Source organism: Microcoleus sp. bin48.metabat.b7b8b9.023, assembly GCF_013299185.1.
In the GTDB taxonomy this organism is placed as follows: domain Bacteria; phylum Cyanobacteriota; class Cyanobacteriia; order Cyanobacteriales; family Microcoleaceae; genus Microcoleus.
In genome coordinates this window covers 66,412-88,259 of sequence record NZ_JAAFKG010000011.1, presented here as the reverse complement: position 1 = coordinate 88,259, position 21,848 = coordinate 66,412, and the positions used below count along the sequence as shown (strand labels likewise).

Genomic DNA, 21,848 nt, shown 5'->3' with positions numbered 1-21,848 from the left:
CAACGTACCTTAAAAAGCAGTAAGGTGCACCGCAGCACACCCTACAAACTATTAACTTAGGACTCTTCTACCGCTTCCTCAGATTGCGCTTCTTCGATCGATTCCTCACCCGAAGCCGGCACCAAAGCCACAGCTACGATCGAATCATCCTCATCCAAGCGTTGCACCCGCACACCCGTTGCAGTACGCGATTGCGTGGAAATTGCACTCACAGCTTGACGGATAATAATACCTCGGTTGGTAATAATCATCAATTCGTCATCTGCGTTGACAATTCGCAGCGCTGCTACCTGATCCTTACCTTTCTTCGACTTGAATTTAGTAGCAGTCAATCCCTTGCCAGCACGTCTTTGGAGGCGGAATTGAGAAACAGGAACTCGCTTGCCGTAACCGTTGGTGGTGATGACCAAAACGCTAGGAACTTCGCTGCTAACGGCGGGAATTTCTTCGGCATCTTCGCCTTCAACTTCCTCAGCATCCAGTTCTAATTCTTCGTCTTCCAATTCCACATCTTCAGCAATTTCGGCTCCTTCAAATTCCGATTCGCCCGTTTCTAAGAGAGCAACTTCTGTTCCTTCCAATTCTGAATCTTCTGTGTCAGCAATTTCGGCAACAATGGAACTTGGCAAGATGTCCATGCTGATCAACTCATCGCCCGATCGCAATTTCATTGATTTCACACCCCGAGTCGCGCGGCCAACCGGACGCAACTGCTCGTGATTGGTGCGGAAGTGAATCGCCATACCTTGGCGCGTACCGATGATAATGCTGTCACCAACTCTTGCTCTCCGCACCCAACGCAATTGATCGCCTTCTTCTAGAGAAATCGCGATTAATCCGTTAGTGCGGATGTTGCCAAAAGCTGAAAGTGCGGTTTTCTTGATGTAGCCGCCGCGAGTCAACATCACCAAGTATTCTTCGCTGGTGAATTCTGTAACTGACACCATAGAAGTGATTTTTTCTTCTATAGGAATCGGCAGCAGTTGTACCACGGGAGTACCGCGAGCCGTGCGGGAACAAACGGGAATTTGATAAGCTTTGACAGAGTAAACTACGCCCCGATCGCTAAAGAACAAAACGCTATCGTGATCGCAACAGGAAAGGAAATGTTCTACTCCGTCATCTTCCTTCATTTTCGCGCCTGCTTTGCCGCGAGTAGCGCGACTTTGGGCCTCGAAAGTGCTGACAGGCATCCGCTTGATGTAGCCTTGCTCTGTGATCAGAATAATTGCTTGTTCGTTGGCAATTAAATCTCTTTCATCGATTTCTCCTTCGGCGTGTTCGATGATACTGCGCCTGGGAGTAGCGATTTTGGTTTTGATTTCGAGTGCTTCGACTTCGGCGATTTCTAAGATGCGTTCCCGACGCGCTAAGATATCTTCCAAATCGGCGATTTTAGTGCGAAGTTCTTCGTGTTCTTGCTGAATCTTTTGCGCTTCTAATGCTGTCAAACGCCGCAGTTGCATTTGCAGGATTGCATCAGATTGTTGTTCGGAAAGACCGTAATTATCGATCAATTCTTGTTTGGCAGCGGCGGAGTCGGCAGCGGCACGAATTAGGTGAATAATGGCATCTAAATTGTCTAGGGCAATTAATAAGCCTTGCAGGAGATGGTCGCGTTCTTCTGCTTTGCGGAGTTCGTATTGAGTCCGGCGAGTAATTGTCTCAATGCGGAAGTCTAGGAAGACATTGAGGAATTGTGAGAGCGTCAGTAGTTGGGGTTCCCCGTTTACTAGCGCTAACATATTGGCTCCAAAATTTGATTGGAGCGGTGTTTGTTTGTAGAGGTTGTTGAGGACGACGCGGGGATAGGCGTCGCGTTTGAGTTCGATCACGATCCGCATTCCGTCTCTATCGCTTTCGTCGCGAATGTCGGAAATCCCATCTAATCTTTTGTCGTTTACCAGTTCGGCAATTTTCTCAATTAACGCTGCCTTGTTTGTTTGGTAAGGCAATTCGGTGATAATAATTGCTTCTTTGTCGGGGCGGCCGGCGTGTTCGATGGTTTCAATGCCGGCGACTCCGCGCATTGTAATCGAGCCGCGCCCGGTGGTGTAAGCATCGCGAATGCCGCCTCTGCCGAGAATTTGCCCGCCGGTGGGAAAGTCTGGGCCGGGGATGTACTGCATCAATTCCAGGTCGGTAATTCCTGGATTGTGGATTAGGGCTAAGAAACCGTCGATTATTTCGCCCAAGTTGTGCGGCGGAATGTTGGTTGCCATCCCGACGGCAATCCCGGAGGAACCGTTGAGCAAAATTTGGGGGATGCGTGCGGGGAGTACGAGGGGTTCTTGTTGGGAACCGTCGAAGTTGTCGCCGAAATCTACTGTTTCGCAGTCGATGTCGCGCAGCATGGAGTCGCTCGTCAGGGCTGTGAGGCGACATTCGGTGTACCGCATGGCAGCGGGCGGGTCGTTGTCAACGGAGCCGAAGTTGCCGTGGCCGTTGATCAGGCGTTCGCGCATGGAGAAATCTTGAGCCATCCGCACCAGGGCGTCGTAAACTGCTGTATCTCCGTGCGGGTGATACTTGCCCAGCACCTCCCCGACGACGCGGGCGCATTTGCGGAATGGTCGATCGGGAGTCAAGCCCAATTCGTTCATGGCGTAGAGAATGCGTCGGTGAACGGGCTTGAGACCGTCCCTAGCATCTGGTAGCGCCCGACCGACTATGACGCTCATGGCGTATTCCAAGTACGATCGGGACATCTCACCACCCAGATCCGTCGGGATTATCCGCGACTCAGAGATACTCATAGGTTGAAAAACTCCGCTAAAACTTTAAATTTGACCGCTATAAATCCCAAAAATGCGATAAAATCGATCTGGATTCAGTTGAGCTGCCAAATATTGCAAATTACTCCTAAAATTATATCACAATTTGCCCTTAACTTTATGGGAAAGTTGGCAGAAAAATTAAGGGACGAAACAAGGGAAATTCGTAAGGAAAGCAGTTGGTGATTTAGTCATCAATTGGCAAAAGCTAGAAAGGTTTTTTTAGGCGGTCGGGTTTCATGCTTTGGTGAGTTTTTTTGAGGGCTATATAAAAAATCAAAATGGTGGCCCGATCGCAATTTTAATTTCACAAAACCGAAGGCTTTCTTAAAGCAAACTAAAAATCTAAAATCCAAAATCTAAAATCTAAAATCAGCCGATGCTACCCGTCATCTATTCCGAAGATTTTTTGCTGCACAAGACTGGAATGCTTCACCCAGAGCGACCAGAACGTTTGACGGCGATCGTCAAGGCTCTGAAAGCTGCTCCCTGGGCCGATCGCATTGAGTGGCAACTGCCGACGCCAGTGGCGCAGCGCGAACTAGAACTGTTGTCAGCAATCAAAAAAGTTCACGCGCCAAGATACATCAAAGAAGTCGAACATTTGGCTAATCGTGGAGGCGGCTACCTCGACGGTGACACGCCGATTTCTGCTGAAAGTTACGACGTAGCGCTGCTGGCGGTGAGTGCTTGGCTCGATGGGGTCGATCGAGTTTTAGCAACCAACGAACCAGCTTTTACGATCGCCAGGCCGCCGGGACACCACGCCGAAAACAGCCGTGCGATGGGATTTTGCTTGTTTTCCAACGCTGCGATCGCAGCTCGCTATGCCTTGGAACAGCCGGGAATCAACCGCGTCGCCATCCTAGACTGGGACGTGCACCACGGCAACGGCACTCAATCTTTGGTGGAAAACAGCAGGCAAATTGCCTACTGTTCCTTGCACCAATCTCCCTGCTATCCGGGAACCGGAGATGCTGACGAGCAAGGCGCCTACAACAACGTGCTGAATATTCCCCTGTATCCGGGTGGCGGCATAGCTGAATACCTGAGCGCCTTTGAATCTCTTGTCGTGCCGTTTTTGTCAAATTTTGAACCGGATTTGTTGATTGTCAGCGCCGGTTACGACGCAATAGCCTCGGATCCGCTGGCTAGCATGAATCTGGCGCCGTCAGATTTCGGTACTTTCACGGGATATTGCCTGCAAATCACCCGTCGCATCGCCTTCGGTTTGGAGGGCGGTTACGCGCTGCAAGAGTTGGCCGAGTCGGTTGTAGCGACTATTGACCGGTGCCTCAATTAGCTGCAAAATTGGCAGACGGGATGATGAGGGGATTGATGTCATGTCCGGTCAATTGACCGCAATAAGTAAGGAACGCACGTGTGGACTTTAGTCCGCAGAAATTGATGCGGACTAAAGTCCACACTACGAACAGTCGATCGGCCTTCTTCCCTCGAACCTCTCCCCTCTGCCTTCTGCCCTCGATCAACTGTCAACTGTCAACTGTCAACATTTGTGACAAGCATCACGAATTTAAAAGATCCGAGTCACTGAGCGTCTAAGTCTCAGTCACAAATTTTTAGCCTATAAATCACACCGTGTCAATGTTTTCGATCGCAGGAATCGGCGATCGGACAGAGCATAATAGGACTACGATCAGCCTGTAATATTTTAATATCTCTCAATCAACTAGGAGGTTTATCATGTCCGTTTCCCAAATGACGCTCGAAGAATTATTTGGTCAGGTCATGTTCTCTAGTGTCGTGACTCGCCACGACCGGAGACAGCTAAGATCCGCACTCTTAGAAAGAACCCTGAATGAAGATGAGTATGCCATCATCAACCGACTGCTGTACAATGTGCGTCGCGGTTGGGTGAAAATTGTCGATTAAAGACCCAGCACCCAACCCCCGAGCGAGAAAGAAGTTCATAGCCTTTTCAATTTTCGCTTAAAGAATTGGTAATGACTGATGATTATCGGGGTATAGAACATGGGCCTAAAGTTACATTCTTTTGCAAACTGGATAAAATTAGAACTTGCCACTTAGGGAAGTTTTCCGTGTTTTTAAGCGACAGTTTAATGTTTGGAGATCGGTGTTAATGATTCTAATTGCGATCGACATCCGCCTAGAAGTAGAGATAATTATAAAATAACAGGTTTCGGGTGCATCTCTACTTGTTTAAAAAATATGAGTTTTGAGTTGCTAACTTCCAAGTTAGAATTAACTCAAAACTCATACTTGTTTGGAGGTAATAGAAGAAGGAAGTTCGGCAACGGATTTTGTAAGGGATGTAACGGATAAACTGTTAGTCATTTAAATTTATGGTTTGAACCCTTTACAGCATGAGGTCTGAGCCACAAATAGTGCACTTTGAATGTCGAACAGCTTATCAGTAAGAGGGTAGAATGTAGAGTGGAGATGGAATCGAACCTAATGTTTTTAGTAGTAATTAAGAACATCTTAACCATCCAAGGCGGTTGCTAGAAAAGTTGATATTTGAGACTAGAAAAGACTGAGGGTGCTGGGGGTTGGGAACCGCGATCGAGTTGAAAAGTTTTAAACCGCGATCGAAAATCAAAACAATCAGCAGTTTCGGGTTGAGTCGGAATGTGCGATCGCCACAAGCACAGGAAGTCGGAACGTGCGATCGCCCATTCCGGCAAATTAAGCCCAGAAGTGTCAAAATATTAACAACCAGTTCATCCTTAAAATATATGGCTCCCGCCGTTTTAATTGAAAATCTTCAGAAACGCTACGGCACTGTAGAAGCCGTTAAAGATGTTTCCTTCAAGGTAGAACCGGGGGAAATATTTGGTTTGCTAGGCCCCAACGGTGCAGGCAAAACCACAACCCTGCGGGTACTTTGTACCTTGAGTTCGCCTGATAGCGGACGTATTGAAGTGTCAGGCATTTCAGCAGTCAGCCAGCCGAGAATGGCGAGACAGAAACTCGGCTACGTCGCCCAAGAAGTCGCTCTCGATAAGGTGTTGACAGGGCGCGAACTCCTGCAATTGCAAGCGGCGCTTTACCATTTGCCGCGCAAGACTATTAAAGGGCGGATTGACAAAATGGTGCAACTCCTCGGTTTGGAGGAGTGGGAAAATAAAAAAACGGGCACCTATTCCGGGGGTATCCGCAAGCGCCTCGACTTAGCTGCTGGATTGCTGCACCAGCCGGATGTTTTGGTGTTGGATGAACCGACTGTCGGGCTCGATATTGAAAGTCGGGTGGTGGTGTGGGATTTCCTGCGGCGCTTGCGGGATGAGGGTACGACGGTTTTGATTACGAGTCATTATCTCGAAGAAGTGGATGCTTTAGCCGATCGCGTGGCGATTATTGACAAAGGTACGGTGATTGCTGAGGGGACGCCGGAGGAGTTGAAAAATCGGGTTGGGGGCGATCGGGTGACTTTGCGGATTCGGGAGTTTTCGCCGATCGCAGAAGCCGAAAAAGCCAAAACTCTGATGGAATCTCTGCCTTTCGTGCAGGAAGTGATTGTCAACGCCGCCCAAGGAAATTCTCTAAATTTAGTAGTAACACCGCAAAGCGACGCGCTGGTGACAATTCAGCAAGCTTTAAAAAATGCGGGATTGCCTACTTTTGGGATTGCTCAATCTCGGCCGAGTTTGGATGATGTGTATTTGGCGGCGACTGGTAAAACTTTGTTGGATGCGGAGTTGGCCGCTGCTAGCAATCGCGATTTGAAGGCTGAGCAAAAACAGGCGATGCGATCGTAGTTTAGTTTAATAGAAAGCTTTGCGCGCGGGGTCAGAAACCCGGTTTCTTTATAGATTTCTCGTCGCCAAACCAGATTTTTGCGAGAAACCGGGTTTCTTTGGCTTTAGTCCCTACAATATTATTTTGGGTAGGGACACTCCAAGAGCCCATAGGTGTCAACTTAAGGTACAACCCATAGTCCGGCAAGGGTTGAAACCCCTGCCTCAAAGCTAAAGTCGTCTGAAGACGACTAATGAGTTCTTGAGTCCTCTTTGAGAGGACTTTAGCTATTAGACAGGGGTTTGAACCCCTGGCGGACTCACGGGATGACTAATGGACTTGGCGGGCTGACAGCTTAAGTTGACACCAATGGGCATTGCCGTCTCCTCTATCATTCCGGTGCAACCAGATTTGATATCATACATCCAACACTAGCTCTGCTGTCAATGCTAATTCTGGGAAAGTTCGGGAGATAATTCGCTCAGTTCCTCGGTAAGCAGTCATTTGATAAACCCCATTTTCATCGAGCAGGTAAACAAAAACAGTCGGTTCTTTCGGATTCCCCAAATAGTTTCTGCTACCCAAAGCTAAATAATCAACAATCCAGTATTCAGATATTCCCAGCCGCTGATATTCATCCAGCTTGTCGATATAATCATCTTCCCAATTTGTAGAGACAACTTCTACAACTAATTGTGGGGGTTCAGTTAGGGCTGAATAGTCGAAGGGCTTCGACTCCCAGAGAGTTTTGTCTACTACAGTAAGATCGGGATGGCGGCCTTGTTCTTTACCATTTGAGGTGAAAGTCCTGACTACAATTCGGCCAGATACCCTGTAATTCAGGTTGAGGCGTTTCTCCTCGTCGTGGAACGTATTTTCAATAAAATCAGCTACATTTTCGTGCAGTCTGATTGTTGGTAAGATTTTAACAATTTCTCCATTAACAAGTTCATAGCGTCCGTCTTCATCGGGAAGTTGCTTGATGAATCGATCGAAAGTGAGCATTTGTTTATCTTTGGTAGGAAATGCGGTCATATTTTGCTCTTTTTTAGCTAGATATTTAATACAAAATCCTGGTTAAAATTCCTCTTATTTCTTAGTCCGCGCAGGCGGACTTCGTTCGTGTAGACGCGGTTTTAACCGCCGAATAATCAAGGTGGTATCTATTCTGCCACCATTTTAACATACTGTTTTAACACGGGTGGAATTGTGAAAACCGTTTCAGTTTCATGGCTCAATTTTGCGATCGTTCCCCGTCTGTCTAAAGATTGAATTGCTTTAAATAATTCCCCCTGCGAACCTTGACATTTTGCCATCAATTGAGTAAACGAAATAGGTTCAATTTCATTGCCGATTAGAGCGATAGCCTGTTTTTCGATTTCCGACAACCGCTGATAGTGGTGCTGCAATATGGGTCTCAATTCATCGCTTAAAAATACTGGTTGATAACTTAAATATTGAGAGACTCTACCGCTAAATAAGTTTTTTATAGTTTGAGCGACTAATTTTAACCATAGGGGATTGCCTTGATAAAGCTCAATCAATTCTGGCCAGTATTCTTCATCTAATAAACCTTTTTCTCTAAGAATTTCTGTTGCTGCTTCACCTAAACCGGTTAACTGCAACAAACAGACTGCTGAATTGTCGTCGGTAAATGTGAGGATGTCTGAGGGTGGTTCCCAACTATTGAGGATTAAGCAACTGTTGTGGGGGATTTCGCCGATGAGTTTAAATAGGGTTCCGTAGTTTTCATATCCGGGTTTATAATTTCCTGCAAGTTGCCCGCTGCTGAGAATTTGCTGCACGTCATCTAGGATAATGAGACAGCGATTGTCTCGCAAATATTCGATTAGGATTGATAACTGAACATCGGTGTTGGCGGGGAAAACCCCCTCTTCGCCCCCCCTTGGTAAGGGGGGGTTGGGGGGGTTTTGATTTGAGAGGAATTGAATCAGGTTTTTGAGGGTTGTTTCTAGGGGCGGGGAGGTGCGGAGACTGCGCCAGATGATGCGATCGAATTGAGTTTGAATTTGGGGGATGAGGTGACGGGCGATCGCACTTTTGCCGGTGCCTGTCATGCCCGTGATGGTGAGGAGGCGGCAGTTTTGGTGTGCGATCGAGTTTTCGAGGGCGGTGAGGGGTGAGTTGGGGTAGTTGTAGAAGGTTTTGATCTCCGGTGCATCTCTTAAATCGAGTCGCGGTTTTTGTTGGGTGTTGTCTTCATTTGAGGTGTGTATTGAGGGTGAGTTTTGTGGAGTTTTTGGAGGGTGTGAAGTTGCTGTGCAGAAGTTATTGATGTTACCTTTTTGCACAAGGTTAAAATGACCGGAATTTGAAAGCTTAGAAAATTCATACCTTTCCATTGCAGAGCGAAAATTTGATTTCTTGACATTTTCTCCCAATATATCAGAGAGAAGTTTCCATAATTCCCTGGCAACCTGTTTAATATGATCCTCACTGCGATTGCAAGCTTTAGCTATTTCTGGGTATTTATGACCTTGCCACACTTGCTCTAATGTACATCTTTGTAGGGAATCAAGATGTTTTCCCGTCTTAGCCAATATCTGAGCGTCTGTCCATTGTAATACATCTTGAATGTCCATAGGGCTACCTGGGAGCATTGTTTGATTTAGGGCATTCTCACTTTATCGCACTTTTTCCCACTTTGACAACTAAATCCTACTGTCTAACACTAAACTATAGCTGTAATGTTTTATAAATAAATATTCGCTAAATCCTACTTTTTACCACTTAAGAAATTTATCAACAAGTTTATAATCACAATAACCGTCCACAAGCTTGCACTTAAGCCAAAGATATTTGTGGCCAAGTTCAAGCAAATATTTCGCTGGCTACGGTTAATTTCCGAATTAATGAAATGGATTTTCAGAGGTTAAAACCATGTCTTCAGAAAAAAACCCACGTTATGATGTGAAAACGAAGTCAGAGAGTTCTTGGAACCCGATTACGCAATTTGTCGAAGGAACAAAACAAATAACGACAATTCGTGATAATACGACTGGCAAGGAGCACAAGGGTTCTGGTAAAACAGCAGAACAATCTCGTGACAATGCTTGGAAAAGAGTTAACGAAGAATAGACTCATCTAAGGAAGGGCGATCGCGCTTCATGAATGAGCGCGATCGCTCTTTATCGATGGGTTGCGATGAAGAGCGATCTCCCTTTATGAGTGGAAATTACTCTCTGAATAATATTTTTATAAATAGATAGTTACCTAAGCTTTTCACAAAGGTAGAAGTATATGGATGAGCTTTGGCAAGAATTTTGCAATGGTATAGCTAGTGCTCTTGGTGGACTTGTCGTCAGAGCGTTATTTACTAAACAGGGCTTACAAGTAGCAGGGTGTGTTTTAGCTGGCGGGATAGTCCTGACTTTTTGTAGCAATTTGTCGTCTCCTGAATCTCAAGCAAGAAGCATTGTAAAAACTCAGTGTCGCAATGCCTGGTCTTTTTACTACAAAAATGGGAGGATGTCTTCTACAGGTATAAATTTAGGCAACAACTCTACTTACACTTTCGGGGTTGTACCTACACAGTACAGTAATGCCTCCATAATAGCTGCTCAGTCTATCAAGTCAAATTTCAGCAATTTTGTTGGAATTGCTTTTGGATTTTCTTACAGAAATCAGCGTTATTCGTGCTTAATCTGCAAAAGTAATAACTATTCTAATAGAAATATATCACCTGTATTAACGAGTGGTGCACTTGGTTGCCCTAATGGATACCGGGAGGTGGAAACAATCAAGCCGTAATGTCTAGGAAAAATACGCAGAATCCAAATAACTAATTGAGCAAGTACGATCGCCCTTCCTTAACCCAAGTGCGATCGCCCTTATCCCATCCCCATCAACTCTCTTTCGTCTGCGATCGCTAAAAAGTGCGATCGCCCTTTCCATGCTCATGCTCTTGATTCGGCGGCGGGAATAACTTCAAAATGATATTAAAATCCGGGTTGCGAATGATGTCGCGGCATTGGGCATTGAGTTTGGGGTCGTCAAACAGCCACCACAACAGGATATGGGTGTCAATGAGATAGCTTATTCCCATTGTTCGAGTTCCTCTTATGGTAGGGACTCAAAAAAAGCATCACCGAGTTTTCCTATCAGTAAACCGGGCGTGCGAGGCTGTGGCTGTTCTCGTCCTAATCCGAGGCGAAAGTAGTGAATCAAGTCATAGATTTCTGCAAGTTTGTCTTCGGGAATGTCTTGTAGTTCTTGAAGGATCTTCTCAATTAGCATAAATCAAACACTCCGATAGTTGCTGGTTAATCGATCGAGCTACTGCGATCGCCTTTTGATAAGTAACTACTGATACTCTACTACAGCCGCGATCGCCCTGGCAATTTCGTCCATATCAGTAGTCAAAAGTTCTCCTATTTTCCGAATGAATCTTTGTACATCCATACCCCGCAATTGCAACACATCCACTGCCGAAACTTTCGTTAAACCATTCGCAATATCTGGCTCAATCTTAACGTACCAGATATTGCTAGTATAATATTCTTTCCAATCTGTGATAGGTGCAGCCAATTTCAGTGGTAACTTGCCAACACTATCAGAACTTACCACTACAGCCGGACGGATTTTTTTGATTTCGGCTCCCACTGTCGGGTCAAAATTAGCCAACCAAATATCACCCCGTTTAGGAGAAGGAGAGTTAGTAGTCAATTAAATCACCTGCTTCTAATTCTTGCCATTCTCTATCTTCGTGGTAATGTTGCAACATTACCTCAGCTTGTTTTGCGAGAATCTTTCGCCTCTCTTCTAGCGACAATTGCATAAATTCTCGGCGACTGGGGTAGTTGGCTATTGTTGGTATTTCTAAAGCTATATCAATATCTAATGGCTGTGCTTTTCCTTCGGAAATTTCCTGTTTGGCAGGTTTTGCAGCCCTAATCAGCGATTCTTGTGTGTTCTGAAAAGAGAAATTCCACTGTTCTTCATCCCTTAAGTCTTCAAGATATTCTCGCAAATGTTCAACCACTCGGTCTTGAAGAGTTTCTGGCAAAGATTCCATGATTTTGACCAAAGTTGCGATCGCACTTGATGACATCAGCCAATCCTCCTAGTAACTCAAGTTTTTATTCAGCATATTTGATGAGCTTATTCTCAATTTTAGTTCGATCGCCCGCCCCACACCACCAATACCCCCAGACTTGCTACCCTAAAGATAGTGAGATTTAATCAACAAGCAATTATGAGCGGTACTGTTACATCCCCCAACAACCTCAACCAGCAGCGACCACTCGCCACGCCATCCGCTGACACTTCGAGTTCCCTGCTGGGCGACTTTATTCAAGAAACACTCGCCTTAACCAAGCGCCTGTTTATTCAATTGCAGCGCCGCCCCTCGACGCTAGTTGCAGGCATTATTCAGCCGCTGATGTGGTTGGTTTTGTTCGGAGCTCTGTTTAAAAATGCTCCCGCAGGCTTGTTCGGCGAAAGCCAGAATTACGGACAATTTCTCGGCGCAGGCGTGATCGTTTTTACTGCGTTTGCGGGAGCGCTGAATGCCGGTTTGCCGATTATGTTCGATCGCGAATTCGGATTTCTCAACCGCCTGTTAGTGGCGCCCCTGGCTTCGAGATTTTCCATAGTCCTCGCTTCGGCTATTTTCATCGTCACCCTCAGCTTTATCCAAACAGGCACAATCGTTACGGCGGGAGCCTTTTTGGGTTCGGGATTCCCTGGAATTGCTGGACTCGGCGCGATCGCCCTGATAGTCCTGCTGCTAGTTTTAGGTGTCACCGGTTTGAGTCTCGGTTTAGCCTTCGCTCTCCCAGGCCACGTAGAATTAATCGCAGTGATTTTTGTTACTAACTTGCCGCTGTTATTTGCCAGCACAGCCCTCGCGCCGCTGTCATTTATGCCAGAGTGGCTGCAAGTTGTGGTGACTCTCAATCCTCTCAGTTACGCGATCGAACCCATCCGCTATTTGTACCTCCACAGCGATTGGTCGCTAGCTAGCGTCGTCATGCAAGCTCCTTGGGGTACTGTCACCTTTGGAGGAGCGCTATTAGTGCTGCTGGCGTTTGATTTGGTGGCGCTCCTCAGCATTCAACCGCTGCTGCGCCGTCGGTTTGCTTAGATCCCACGGCGGTTGAAACCGCGTCTACAAAAACCAAGCACGGCGGTTGAAACCGCGTCTACAAAAACCAAGTCCGCCTCCGCGGACTGAAAAAAATAACGTAATTTCAACTAATCTTCTTCAACCCGCGGAGGCGGGTTTTGTCTATGTAGACGCGCTTTCAACCGCCGTCTTCGTTTATTAGCTGTCAGTCAGAATATTGTTGAGATACAATTGTTTTTTTGAAAGTAGAACTAATCAATCATGAACATCAAAACTTCTAAATCGGGCAAATTGATGGTGCGGATTGCTGCAAGTGCGATCGCCACCTGTGCTCTTTTGTCACCTCAAGCAACCTTCGCTCAAGCTAGCGGTTTAAATAATAACAACCCCCAACCGCTGCAAGACTTTCAAACTAAAGACAACACCGACCCTTTTTCCGGCCGCAGCACCGGAGGCGGAATATTTGATTTAATTCACAGATCCAGACTCGGAGGTGGCCGCAGCATCGAAGAATTCAATACTGAACAGCGCCAAAATTTGAACGATGCGGCCGCAGAATTTCGCAACAAACAGCGCCAAATGCTCGAAAAACAAGCAGCACCAGCACCGGGGGCGATCGCACCTACAGAAATTACCGCCCCCGCCCCTTAAATTGCGGTTTGTAGTCAGGACTTTAGTCCGAATTGACAGGTTTGTAGTCAGGACTTTAGTCCGAATTGACAGGTTTGTAGTCAGGACTTTAGTAACAATTAGTAGGGTGCGTCAGAGGCAAGCCCTAATTATTTCGCACACATCCTCAATCTGACGCACCCTACAAGTCCATTGAATCGTGACAATTGCATCCAAGACTGCTTTTTTTAGTTAACAAACCCCCCAAACACCGCCATACCGTAGTATTTCCAAGGAACTGCCACAGTCTCAAATCCAGCATTTGCCAGCATTTCCAACTGTGCCGCAACTGTCGCTAGGCGATCGGGATTAGAATAGCCGTAAGACACACTCGTCCCCACACCAGCACGAATTGTGGCTAAAGTTTCCCCCTGACTTAGCGCCCAATCTTCTCGCGCCGCTTGATAAATATCTTTGATTGCTGCTGATTCTGCCAAAACAGGATCGGCATTCCAAAAACAGCCACCAGCATTTAAACTTTCGCGAATCCGTTGAAACAATTTCAGCTTCATTTCGTCCTCAAGATGGTGAATTGCCAGAGATGAAATAGCAGCATTAAACTTATCCCCCAAACCTAAAACATTTGGATTGTTCGCCCATTCTCCAAAATCCAATTCTATGCCAGTCCACCGGGCTGCGTATCCTGCCGACTCTATCTTAGCGCGGGCAAAATCAAGCATTCGCGGCGAATAATCGACAGCAATTATTTCCGCAGATGGGTAACGTTCGAGAACTTTTAAACTCAGTTCCCCCGTACCGCAGCCGAGTTCTAAAATGCGATTGTTGGCGCTATCAATGCAGCCAACTAATACATCCAGCATTTCGTCATATTTAGGTAAAAGTCGCCGAATGCCCGTATCAAAATCCGCAGTGTTGACAAAAACTTCTCCCGGAAAAATTTCGTTGCGTGCAGGTGAGACAGTAGAGTCAGAATTCACGATCGCCAATTAGAGACTACAATCGCTATCCTAACCGAAATAGAGCAAAAAGTGCATGAAGTAGGGAAACCGCACGGCGCCGTGTGCTTACCGATATTTTATTTCATTTAGATTAAAAAATATATAAAGTTATGCGTACTGTTACGGACAAGGGAAACACTCGCGGCAAACAAGAATTAACCATCCCTTGCACTATCGAGTCTTGCTTTACAGCAAAACACTCTGAAAAAGCAGTGTTATGTTAGTAGTGCATAAAATAAAATCAATATCGAACCTCACACTTGAGGATAGCATGGACAAATTGATTTATCGCAGTCTGGCTGCCATCAACCAATTAATTTACAAGCGAATTCTGCTTCTGATGACAATTTTATTTTGTGTAGGTGTAGGAGTAGCGATGGCAAATATGTCTCGTCTTTCCTCTACCCTAATACAAGCCCAAGCCCTCCAAAATGCTACACTTTACGCCCAAGCTATTAAAGAAGCCCGCACCCTTTACAGTTCTGATGTTATCAGTCCTCTCAACACGAAGAAAGCAATTAACTTTACCCACGACTACAACCCAACAACAACAAAAGTAACAGTGCCCGTACCTGCCACATTCTTAATAGAACTCGGCAAGCATATCACCAACAAAAATCCCGAATTATCAGTTCGTCTATACAGCGACTACCCGTTTCCCTGGCGGAGAGAAGAAGGCGGAGTCCGAGACGATTTTGAATGTCAAGCTATTACCTATTTGACGCAAAATCCAACCGGACAATTTTTCCGCACTGAGGATTTTCGCGGTAAGCCCGCATTTCGATATGCCCAGGCAGATCGTCTCCTTCCTAGTTGCGTTAACTGTCACAACACTAACCGCGATAGTCCTAAAAAAGACTGGAAAGTGGGAGATGTGCGCGGGATATTAGAAATTACTCAACCTCTAGAAACTATCACTCAAACAACTAGAACCGGACTGAAAGACCTGTTTTTACTGTTAGCAGGACTTTCAATTTTAGGCATCGCAGGATTAACTTTAGCTCTCAGCAGGTTGCGCCAAAATGCTAAACAATTAGAACAGCGCGTCAGGGAACGCACGGCACAATTGCAAGAAACTAATGTAGAATTGTTGAAAGAACAAGAAAAAAGCGATCGCCTGCTGCTCAATATTTTACCCGAATCCATTGCTGCTAGGTTAAAAGACGGTCAAAATAGTATTGCTGACGGCTTCGCCGAAGTGACTATTTTGTTTGCGGATATAGTCGGCTTTACCGTGCTTTCAGCCCAAATATCTCCCGAAGAATTGCTTGTTTTTCTCAACGAGATTTTTTCAGCCTTCGATAATTTGACAGAAAAGTACGGCTTGGAAAAAATCAAAACAATAGGAGATGCTTACATGGTAGTGGGAGGTTTGCCAAATCCCAGCACCAACCACGCCGAAAGCATTGCCGAAATGGCCTTAGATATGCAGGAGGAATTAGCCAAATTTAATGTCAAACATCATTCAGGAATTAACATTCGGATCGGCATCAATACCGGGCCTGCAATTGCGGGAGTTATTGGCACCAAAAAATTCATTTACGACCTCTGGGGCGATGCCGTAAATACAGCAGCCCGCATGGAATCCCACGGAATTGCAGGCGCGATTCAAGTCACAAAATCAACTTACGATATCTTGCAAAATAAGTATCTGTTTGAAGACAGAGGAATTATCCAGGTCAAAGGCAAGGGTGATATGAATACTTATTTGCTTGTATCCCGATTAGTTAGTGTAGTTTCGGTTTAATTTGTTTATTATATTATTAAGGAGCTAGCCAATACGCTTGGGATCGGAAGACCGGGCGGTTGAAACCGCTTCTACACAAAAAAACCCGCCTCCGCAGGTTGAAGAGCGGGCGGTTAAAATTACGCTATCTTCTTTCTTCAGTCCGCGGAGGCGGACTTCGTTTGTGTAGGCGCGGTTTCAACCGCCGTCCTATCTTGGTTGAAAAACCCAAAATTTATTACAAGAAACCCAGTTTCTTTTCCTATGTCCTAAATTAGCCCTTTGCAGAAGACTAAATTTTATGTCAGTGCACATTTTATCATTCTTGGAGTTTTTCAAATCTCGCTTGTCTAGACAAATAGCTTTGTGGGTGTTTGCTAGTATTCTTGTGATAGAGGGAATTATTTTAGTTCCCTCTTATTTTCGGCGCGAAAATGAACTTTTAAATCAACTGGAACAGGTATCTCACGCGACTGTTGAGGCTCTAGAGGTTTTGCTAAAACAAGATATTTACGATCGTACTGTCTTTGAAGAAGAAGTCAAAAATATTACTAAGGATTCTCAAGTAGTATTAGGACTATCTATTTACCAATTTGACGACCAGCTAATATATCAACTTGGTGAAGCACCCAAAATTGATTTGGATGAACTAAAACTTGCTCGTATAATTCGCCAGAAAACTTTCGATGGCAAGCGCTATGATATTGCTTGGACAGAGCGACATTTGGGAGGAGATTATACGTTAATTGTTCGGCATGATGCTTCTACTGTTCAACCAGAACTATACGCATTTATAGGGCGAATTGCTATTCTAGTCATCATTATATCAGCCTTTGTCACTTCTGTAACTATGCTATTTTTAGGGGTGACAGTAATTGCACCAATCTTGAGATTGCGCGATGATTTGATCGCTGCGGGAGTAGCTTTGAGCAAAGATCGAGAAAAACCTGATTTCTACTCTCTATCTGTCAAGCGCGATGACGAGTTGGGAGAAGTTATGGTCGCCTTCAATCAAATGTTTCAACGAGTTTATAAGGAAATCGCACAGCGGAAAAAAGCTGAGGAAATATTGCGCGCCGAACAAGAAAAGTCGGAACGTTTACTGCTAAATATTTTACCCGAAATGATTGCCGATCGCCTCAAACAAGGTCAGATAAATATCGCAGATGGATTTGCTGAGGTGACGGTGCTGTTTGCGGACATTGTGGGCTTTACCGAAATATCCTCCCGCACGTCTCCAGCAGAATTAGTCGAACTGCTGAACAAAATATTTTCAGCTTTCGATTGCTTAAGCGAGAAATATGGCTTGGAAAAGATTAAGACAATCGGCGACAATTATATGGTAGCAGGCGGTTTGCCACTTCCATCTACAAATCATGCAGAATGTATTGCCGAAATGGCGATGGAAATGCAGCAAGAAATTATGAAATTTCGCGACGAATCCGATATACCTCTCAGTATCCGCATTGGAATTAATAGCGGGCCTGTGGTAGCCGGTGTCATCGGTACTAAAAAGTTTATTTACGACTTGTGGGGAGATGCTGTAAATACAGCAAGCCGCATGGAATCCCAGGGACTCCCTGGTAAAATTCAGGTTAGCGGCTCAACTTATGAATTGCTGCGCGATAAGTATGTGTTGGAAAAACGCGGTAAAATCAATGTTAAAGGAAAAGGAGCAATGACGACTTATTTGCTGATTGGCAGAAAAAATTTAACTGACAAATTCAACTATCGCCCGGGAATACCGGATCTGGCGGTAGACGTTTCAGCGCCGCCGCCCCCCAACACTAAACTAGATTTTTTTTAACGAACCGCGAAGGCGCAAAGGACACGAAGAAAGGAAGAAAAGAGAAGAAGAAAGAAGAGAAGAAAAAGGGTTCACAATTGAGTTACAATTGCTTTAAAATGCAGGTTGATATTAGTGGCAGGGGTAAAAATGACTGCGAAGCAGGAACATAATTCTTCAACTTCACCAATTTGGCAGCCCTTCACGCAAATGAAAACTGCTCCGGCGCCGCTGAAGGTAATTAGCGGGAAAGGATCGGTGCTGGAATTAGAAGATGGGCGGCAAATTCTTGACTGTATTTCTAGTTGGTGGGTGACGATTCACGGGCACAGCCATCCTGTTCTGGCTGAGGCTCTTTACGAACAAGCCAAAAAGTTAGAACACGTAATCTTTGCGGGATTTACTCACGAACCTGCACAGAAACTTGCTGACAAGTTGATAACTCATACGCCTGATTCTTTGACGCGGATTTTCTTTTCTGATAATGGTTCGACTGCTGTTGAAGTTGCTCTGAAAATGGCGTTTCAATATTGGCTAAATCTCGGAGAAACTAACCGCACTAGCTTTATTGGTTTTGAGGGAGGTTATCACGGCGATACTGTGGGCGCGATGTCTGCGGGTAGAAGTTCGCTGTGGTGGGAACCTTTTGCGCCTTTAATGTTTGCTGGGGATGTTGTGCCTTTTCCTGCGACTTTTGATGGTGATGAGGAGGTGGAAAGCAAGGAGGCGCGGTGTTTGGAGAAGCTGGAGTCTTTGTTGAAGCAGGGGAAGGGGTATGCGGGAATTTTTATTGAACCTTTGGTGCAAGGTTCTGCGGGTATGCGAATGTGCCGCCCTGAGTTTTTGCGGGCGATCGCACAAATGGCCCGCCAGTTTAATGTATTGTTGATTTACGATGAGGTGATGACGGGTTTTGGGCGCACGGGCGAACTGTTTGCCTCGCTTAAATCTGCAACTGTACCGGATATCCTGTGTTTGTCTAAGGGATTGTCTGGCGGCTGTTTGCCAATTGCTGTCACAATGGCATCGGAGCATATTTATCAAGCTTTTTGGCGAGATGAATCGGACAAAGCTTTTTATCACGGTCATTCTTATACCGGAAATCCCTTAGCTTGTGCGGTGAGTGTAGCATCTCTGGAGCTTTTGGAGCAAAACCCAAATGCCTATCAAGGAATGGAAAAACTGCACCAAAAATACCTGAATCAATGGCTGATAGATCATCCTAAACTCGAACGGATTCGGACTTGCGGCACTATCGCAGCAATGGATGTGAAAACGGAAAGCGTTTCCGGTTATTTTAATGACATCGCCCCTTTATTGAAAGCCAGATTTCTGGAAGCGGGGTTTTTGCTCCGCCCCTTGGGAAATACGCTTTACTTGATGCCTCCCTATTGCATTTCTCCTGATGAACTAGAATCGATTTATCGCGTGATTCGTCAGGTTTTGGATACTCTGTAAACTCTTTTATTTTAGTAATGAATTTACCCAATTGGAACGATTTGGCTGATGACTCGCTGGCGGGGAAATGTCTCTCTCGCGAGCAATCTTTGGCTGTATTGCGCGCGCCGGATGAGGTTTTGCTGGAACAACTAAACGCAGCTTATCGGGTGCGCCGCCACTACTGGGGAAACCGCGTCAGGTTGCACTATTTGTTAAACGCTCAAAGCGGCCTTTGTCCTGAGGATTGCCATTACTGTTCTCAGTCGAAAATTTCTAGTGCAGAAATAGAAAAGTATCCGCTTTTAGCTAAGGAAAAAATTCTGGATGCGGCCCAACGCGCCGCAGATTTAAAGGCTGGTACGTTTTGTTTTGTGATTTCTGGCCGCCAACCGAGTGCATCTACTTTCGATCGCGTTTTGGATGCTGTAGAAACCGTCAAGGCAAATCACAACCTGAAAATTTGTGCTTGTTTGGGGTTGTTGACCGAGGAGCAAACTCACCGTTTGGCTAAAGCTGGAGTCGATCGCGTAAATCACAATCTGAATACTTCCGAATCGTACCACACCGACATCTGCACAACTCACACTTTTGGCGATCGCGTGGAAACAGTCGAAAACGTCAAAGCAGCCGGAATCACAACTTGTTCCGGCGGAATTTTGGGGATGGGCGAATCGGATGATGATGCGATCGATTTGGCGCTGTCGCTGCGGAATTTGGGCGTTACTAGCGTACCGGTCAACTTTTTCATTCCAATCCCCGGAACGCCCTTTGCAGACGTTAATCGCTTAAATCCGCGCCAGTGTTTGCGGATTCTCTGCTTGTTCCGATTTTTGCTTCCCAGCCAAGAAATTCGGATTGCTGGGGGACGGGAGGTGCACTTGCGATCGATGCAACCTCTGGGACTTTACGCTGCTAATTCGATCTTTGTGGGCGATTATCTCACAACTCCCGGACAAAGCGCCAATCAAGATTGGGATATGATTCGAGATGCAGGATTTGCGATCGAATCCCCGGAAGGTTCTATCTTAGAAGTTGATTCAAAAGATAAGACGGCGGTTGAAACCGCGTCTACACAAACGATGTCCGCCTCCGCGGACTAAAGAAGAGCGCCTAATTTTTACCGCCAATTCTTCAACCCGCGGAGGCGGGTTTTGTCTGTGTAGACGCGAATTCTATTCGCCCGGTCTTCTGAATTAACCAATCTCAAATCATATAAGAGGGGGAATTATGGACAAACGCGAAGAAATTACGATCGCAGAATACCAGACAACAGCCGAATCTTTCCGAGAAGGAACATGGCATCACGACGTATCCCAAAATCGCGATGCACTCACCGCTGCCATGCCCCGCAACCCCGGTAAAATACTCGACATAGGATGCGGGCCCGGACGAGATTTAGTAGCGTTCAAGAGCCAAGGACACACCGTTGTAGGGTTAGATGCAACTCCAGCTTTTGTACAAATAGCAAAGAAGTTATCCGGCTGCGAAGTTTTGCAGCAATCTTTTCTGAATCTCGACTTACCAAAGGCTGAGTTTGACGGTATTTTCGCCAATGCTTCCCTGATTCATGTTCCCAGCGATAAAATGGTGAAAGTGCTGCAAGATTTGCACAAAACCTTAGTTGTTAGCGGTGCAATTGTCATGTCAATGTGCCGGGGAAATTGGGAAGGCTACGACGAGAGACCGACAGGAAAACGCTATACTGCGGGATGGGAATACGAAACTTTAGCGCCCTGTTTGGAACAAGCGGGATTTGCCATTGTCAATCACTACTACCGCCCGCCCGGTTTGCCGCGCGAAGCTCAATCTTGGGTAGTAATAGTCGGCAAAAAAATCTAACGTAAATTAGAAAGTGCGAATCTTTCCCCTCTCTTCCTCTGCGCCCTCTGCGCCCTCTGCGGTAAAAAAAACAATTCAAAAAATTATAGAGGATTGTTGTATACTGTTCCACAGTCAAAAAACCAACTCCTGCCCAAATTAAAACAAAATTAATATGACAGATAAATTCCACATCTTTTTAGCAGGTGCTAGTCGAGGCGTTGGCTTAGAAATCGCCAAATGTTTGGTAGCACAAAATGTACAAATAACTGCACTTTTGCGATCGCCCAACCACCGCACCGAATTAGAAGCAATGGGCATCAAAGTCATGACAGGCGATGCTTTGGATACAGCGGCTGTGGAAGCTGCGATGGCTGGAGGCGCACCAATCCATGCCGCAATCAGCACCATTGGCGGCTTGCCAAAAGATGGGGAAAGAGCCGATTATTTTGGCAACAAAAACTTGATTGATGCTGCTGTCAAAGCGGGCGTACAAAAATTTATTTTAGTTTCATCCATCGGTAGCGGCAACACTGCTGCGGCTTTACCACCGCAAGCTTTAGAAACATTGCGCCCGGTATTGCTTGAAAAGGAAAAAGCCGAAAATCATTTAATCGCAAGCGGGATGATTTATACTGTAATTCGTCCGGGCGGACTGAAATCGGAACCTGCAACGGGCAATGGTGTGTTAACAGAAGATTGTCGAATTGCCGGAACAATTCACCGGGCGGATGTAGCGCAGTTAGTTTGTCAGTGTTTGGTTTCGGATGCTGCTAACAATAAAGTTTTGTCGGCAGTTGACAAACAAATGGTTTACGGCACTCTAGAATATGAGGTATTGTAAAACTTCATTGAGTTGATAAGCAAT

General features: G+C 45.7%; 21 protein-coding genes. 13 read left to right on the top strand and 8 right to left on the bottom strand.

Translation table 11 applies throughout. The features are described 5' to 3' along the window. Positions 1-56: 56 nt before the first annotated feature. Positions 57-2,756: a DNA gyrase subunit A gene (gyrA, locus tag QZW82_RS09220; RefSeq protein WP_293147287.1), complete on the bottom strand. Its 2,700-nt coding sequence runs from the start codon at positions 2,754-2,756 to the stop codon at positions 57-59. 397 nt (positions 2,757-3,153) lie between these two features. On the opposite strand from gyrA, the gene QZW82_RS09215 reads away from it, so the two are divergent. The 3 genes from QZW82_RS09215 (at position 3,154) to QZW82_RS09205 (ending at position 6,514) form a co-directional block, all read left to right on the top strand. After that, complete coding sequence (locus tag QZW82_RS09215; RefSeq protein WP_293147286.1) at positions 3,154-4,077, top strand: histone deacetylase; 924 nt, start codon at positions 3,154-3,156, stop codon at positions 4,075-4,077. Positions 4,078-4,478: 401 nt separating this feature from the next. Beyond that, positions 4,479-4,667, top strand: coding sequence for a hypothetical protein (locus QZW82_RS09210; RefSeq protein ID WP_015175516.1), 189 nt, complete (start codon positions 4,479-4,481; stop codon positions 4,665-4,667). Between the two features lie 824 nt (positions 4,668-5,491). Beyond that, positions 5,492-6,514 carry an ABC transporter ATP-binding protein gene (locus tag QZW82_RS09205; RefSeq protein WP_293147372.1) on the top strand — a complete coding sequence of 341 codons (1,023 nt, stop codon included), beginning with the start codon at positions 5,492-5,494 and terminating at the stop codon, positions 6,512-6,514. Between the two features lie 397 nt (positions 6,515-6,911). Here QZW82_RS09205 and QZW82_RS09200 read toward each other — a convergent pair whose 3' ends face one another. Both QZW82_RS09200 and QZW82_RS09195 read right to left on the bottom strand, forming a co-directional pair. Next, positions 6,912-7,529 carry a Uma2 family endonuclease gene (locus tag QZW82_RS09200; protein ID WP_293147282.1) on the bottom strand — a complete coding sequence of 206 codons (618 nt, stop codon included), beginning with the start codon at positions 7,527-7,529 and terminating at the stop codon, positions 6,912-6,914. A 128-nt stretch (positions 7,530-7,657) separates the two neighbouring features. Further along, positions 7,658-9,097: an NB-ARC domain-containing protein gene (locus QZW82_RS09195; RefSeq protein WP_293147280.1), complete on the bottom strand. Its 1,440-nt coding sequence runs from the start codon at positions 9,095-9,097 to the stop codon at positions 7,658-7,660. 298 nt (positions 9,098-9,395) lie between these two features. Between QZW82_RS09195 and QZW82_RS09190 the strand changes: the two genes are divergently transcribed. Then, entirely contained in the window at positions 9,396-9,593 is a 198-nt protein-coding gene (locus QZW82_RS09190) for a hypothetical protein (protein ID WP_293147278.1), read from the top strand. 162 nt (positions 9,594-9,755) lie between these two features. Beyond that, complete coding sequence (locus QZW82_RS09185) at positions 9,756-10,265, top strand: hypothetical protein (RefSeq protein ID WP_293147276.1); 510 nt, start codon at positions 9,756-9,758, stop codon at positions 10,263-10,265. Positions 10,266-10,383: 118 nt separating this feature from the next. Here the strand turns inward: QZW82_RS09185 and QZW82_RS09180 are convergent, their stop codons facing one another. The 4 genes from QZW82_RS09180 to QZW82_RS09165 form a co-directional block, all read right to left on the bottom strand. Then, positions 10,384-10,560 (bottom strand): hypothetical protein, encoded by a 177-nt coding sequence (locus tag QZW82_RS09180; RefSeq protein WP_293147274.1) that lies wholly within the window; start codon positions 10,558-10,560, stop codon positions 10,384-10,386. A gap of 14 nt (positions 10,561-10,574) precedes the next feature. Then, on the bottom strand, positions 10,575-10,751 hold the full coding sequence (locus tag QZW82_RS09175; protein WP_293147272.1) for a hypothetical protein: 177 nt from the start codon (positions 10,749-10,751) through the stop codon (positions 10,575-10,577). Positions 10,752-10,817: 66 nt separating this feature from the next. Further along, positions 10,818-11,180 (bottom strand): type II toxin-antitoxin system PemK/MazF family toxin, encoded by a 363-nt coding sequence (locus tag QZW82_RS09170; protein WP_293147270.1) that lies wholly within the window; start codon positions 11,178-11,180, stop codon positions 10,818-10,820. Then, positions 11,170-11,565, bottom strand: coding sequence for a hypothetical protein (locus QZW82_RS09165; RefSeq protein WP_293147268.1), 396 nt, complete (start codon positions 11,563-11,565; stop codon positions 11,170-11,172). Before QZW82_RS09165 ends, QZW82_RS09170 begins: the two co-directional genes overlap by 11 nt. Positions 11,566-11,709: 144 nt before the next feature. On the opposite strand from QZW82_RS09165, the gene QZW82_RS09160 reads away from it, so the two are divergent. After that, a complete protein-coding gene (locus QZW82_RS09160; RefSeq protein WP_293147370.1) occupies positions 11,710-12,600 on the top strand; it encodes an ABC transporter permease in 891 nt (296 codons plus the stop codon). Positions 12,601-12,843: 243 nt separating this feature from the next. Then, on the top strand, positions 12,844-13,233 hold the full coding sequence (locus QZW82_RS09155; RefSeq protein ID WP_293147266.1) for a hypothetical protein: 390 nt from the start codon (positions 12,844-12,846) through the stop codon (positions 13,231-13,233). Positions 13,234-13,439: 206 nt separating this feature from the next. Here the strand turns inward: QZW82_RS09155 and QZW82_RS09150 are convergent, their stop codons facing one another. Continuing rightward, positions 13,440-14,189, bottom strand: coding sequence for a class I SAM-dependent methyltransferase (locus QZW82_RS09150; RefSeq protein ID WP_293147264.1), 750 nt, complete (start codon positions 14,187-14,189; stop codon positions 13,440-13,442). A gap of 292 nt (positions 14,190-14,481) precedes the next feature. Between QZW82_RS09150 and QZW82_RS09145 the strand changes: the two genes are divergently transcribed. The 6 genes from QZW82_RS09145 (at position 14,482) to QZW82_RS09120 (ending at position 21,824) form a co-directional block, all read left to right on the top strand. Then, positions 14,482-15,957, top strand: coding sequence for an adenylate/guanylate cyclase domain-containing protein (locus QZW82_RS09145; protein WP_293147262.1), 1,476 nt, complete (start codon positions 14,482-14,484; stop codon positions 15,955-15,957). A 280-nt stretch (positions 15,958-16,237) separates the two neighbouring features. Beyond that, positions 16,238-17,743, top strand: a complete 1,506-nt coding sequence (locus QZW82_RS09140; RefSeq protein WP_293147260.1) for an adenylate/guanylate cyclase domain-containing protein — start codon at positions 16,238-16,240, stop codon at positions 17,741-17,743. A 129-nt stretch (positions 17,744-17,872) separates the two neighbouring features. Next, positions 17,873-19,180, top strand: a complete 1,308-nt coding sequence (gene bioA, locus QZW82_RS09135; RefSeq protein ID WP_293147258.1) for an adenosylmethionine--8-amino-7-oxononanoate transaminase — start codon at positions 17,873-17,875, stop codon at positions 19,178-19,180. 17 nt (positions 19,181-19,197) lie between these two features. Next, a complete protein-coding gene (bioB, locus tag QZW82_RS09130; RefSeq protein ID WP_293147257.1) occupies positions 19,198-20,262 on the top strand; it encodes a biotin synthase BioB in 1,065 nt (354 codons plus the stop codon). 127 nt (positions 20,263-20,389) lie between these two features. Beyond that, positions 20,390-21,001, top strand: coding sequence for a class I SAM-dependent methyltransferase (locus QZW82_RS09125; RefSeq protein ID WP_293147255.1), 612 nt, complete (start codon positions 20,390-20,392; stop codon positions 20,999-21,001). A 154-nt stretch (positions 21,002-21,155) separates the two neighbouring features. Continuing rightward, a complete protein-coding gene (locus tag QZW82_RS09120; RefSeq protein WP_293147246.1) occupies positions 21,156-21,824 on the top strand; it encodes an SDR family oxidoreductase in 669 nt (222 codons plus the stop codon). Positions 21,825-21,848: the final 24 nt, after the last annotated feature.

Coding starts and splice junctions, on each gene's coding strand:
- gyrA (WP_293147287.1), bottom strand. CDS start 2,756: ATGAGTATCTCTGAGTCGCGGATAATCCCGACGGATCTGGGTGGTGAG.
- QZW82_RS09215 (WP_293147286.1), top strand. CDS start 3,154: ATGCTACCCGTCATCTATTCCGAAGATTTTTTGCTGCACAAGACTGGA.
- QZW82_RS09210 (WP_015175516.1), top strand. CDS start 4,479: ATGTCCGTTTCCCAAATGACGCTCGAAGAATTATTTGGTCAGGTCATG.
- QZW82_RS09205 (WP_293147372.1), top strand. CDS start 5,492: ATGGCTCCCGCCGTTTTAATTGAAAATCTTCAGAAACGCTACGGCACT.
- QZW82_RS09200 (WP_293147282.1), bottom strand. CDS start 7,529: ATGACCGCATTTCCTACCAAAGATAAACAAATGCTCACTTTCGATCGA.
- QZW82_RS09195 (WP_293147280.1), bottom strand. CDS start 9,097: ATGGACATTCAAGATGTATTACAATGGACAGACGCTCAGATATTGGCT.
- QZW82_RS09190 (WP_293147278.1), top strand. CDS start 9,396: ATGTCTTCAGAAAAAAACCCACGTTATGATGTGAAAACGAAGTCAGAG.
- QZW82_RS09185 (WP_293147276.1), top strand. CDS start 9,756: ATGGATGAGCTTTGGCAAGAATTTTGCAATGGTATAGCTAGTGCTCTT.
- QZW82_RS09180 (WP_293147274.1), bottom strand. CDS start 10,560: ATGGGAATAAGCTATCTCATTGACACCCATATCCTGTTGTGGTGGCTG.
- QZW82_RS09175 (WP_293147272.1), bottom strand. CDS start 10,751: ATGCTAATTGAGAAGATCCTTCAAGAACTACAAGACATTCCCGAAGAC.
- QZW82_RS09165 (WP_293147268.1), bottom strand. CDS start 11,565: ATGTCATCAAGTGCGATCGCAACTTTGGTCAAAATCATGGAATCTTTG.
- QZW82_RS09160 (WP_293147370.1), top strand. CDS start 11,710: ATGAGCGGTACTGTTACATCCCCCAACAACCTCAACCAGCAGCGACCA.
- QZW82_RS09155 (WP_293147266.1), top strand. CDS start 12,844: ATGAACATCAAAACTTCTAAATCGGGCAAATTGATGGTGCGGATTGCT.
- QZW82_RS09145 (WP_293147262.1), top strand. CDS start 14,482: ATGGACAAATTGATTTATCGCAGTCTGGCTGCCATCAACCAATTAATT.
- QZW82_RS09140 (WP_293147260.1), top strand. CDS start 16,238: ATGTCAGTGCACATTTTATCATTCTTGGAGTTTTTCAAATCTCGCTTG.
- bioA (WP_293147258.1), top strand. CDS start 17,873: ATGACTGCGAAGCAGGAACATAATTCTTCAACTTCACCAATTTGGCAG.
- bioB (WP_293147257.1), top strand. CDS start 19,198: ATGAATTTACCCAATTGGAACGATTTGGCTGATGACTCGCTGGCGGGG.
- QZW82_RS09125 (WP_293147255.1), top strand. CDS start 20,390: ATGGACAAACGCGAAGAAATTACGATCGCAGAATACCAGACAACAGCC.
- QZW82_RS09120 (WP_293147246.1), top strand. CDS start 21,156: ATGACAGATAAATTCCACATCTTTTTAGCAGGTGCTAGTCGAGGCGTT.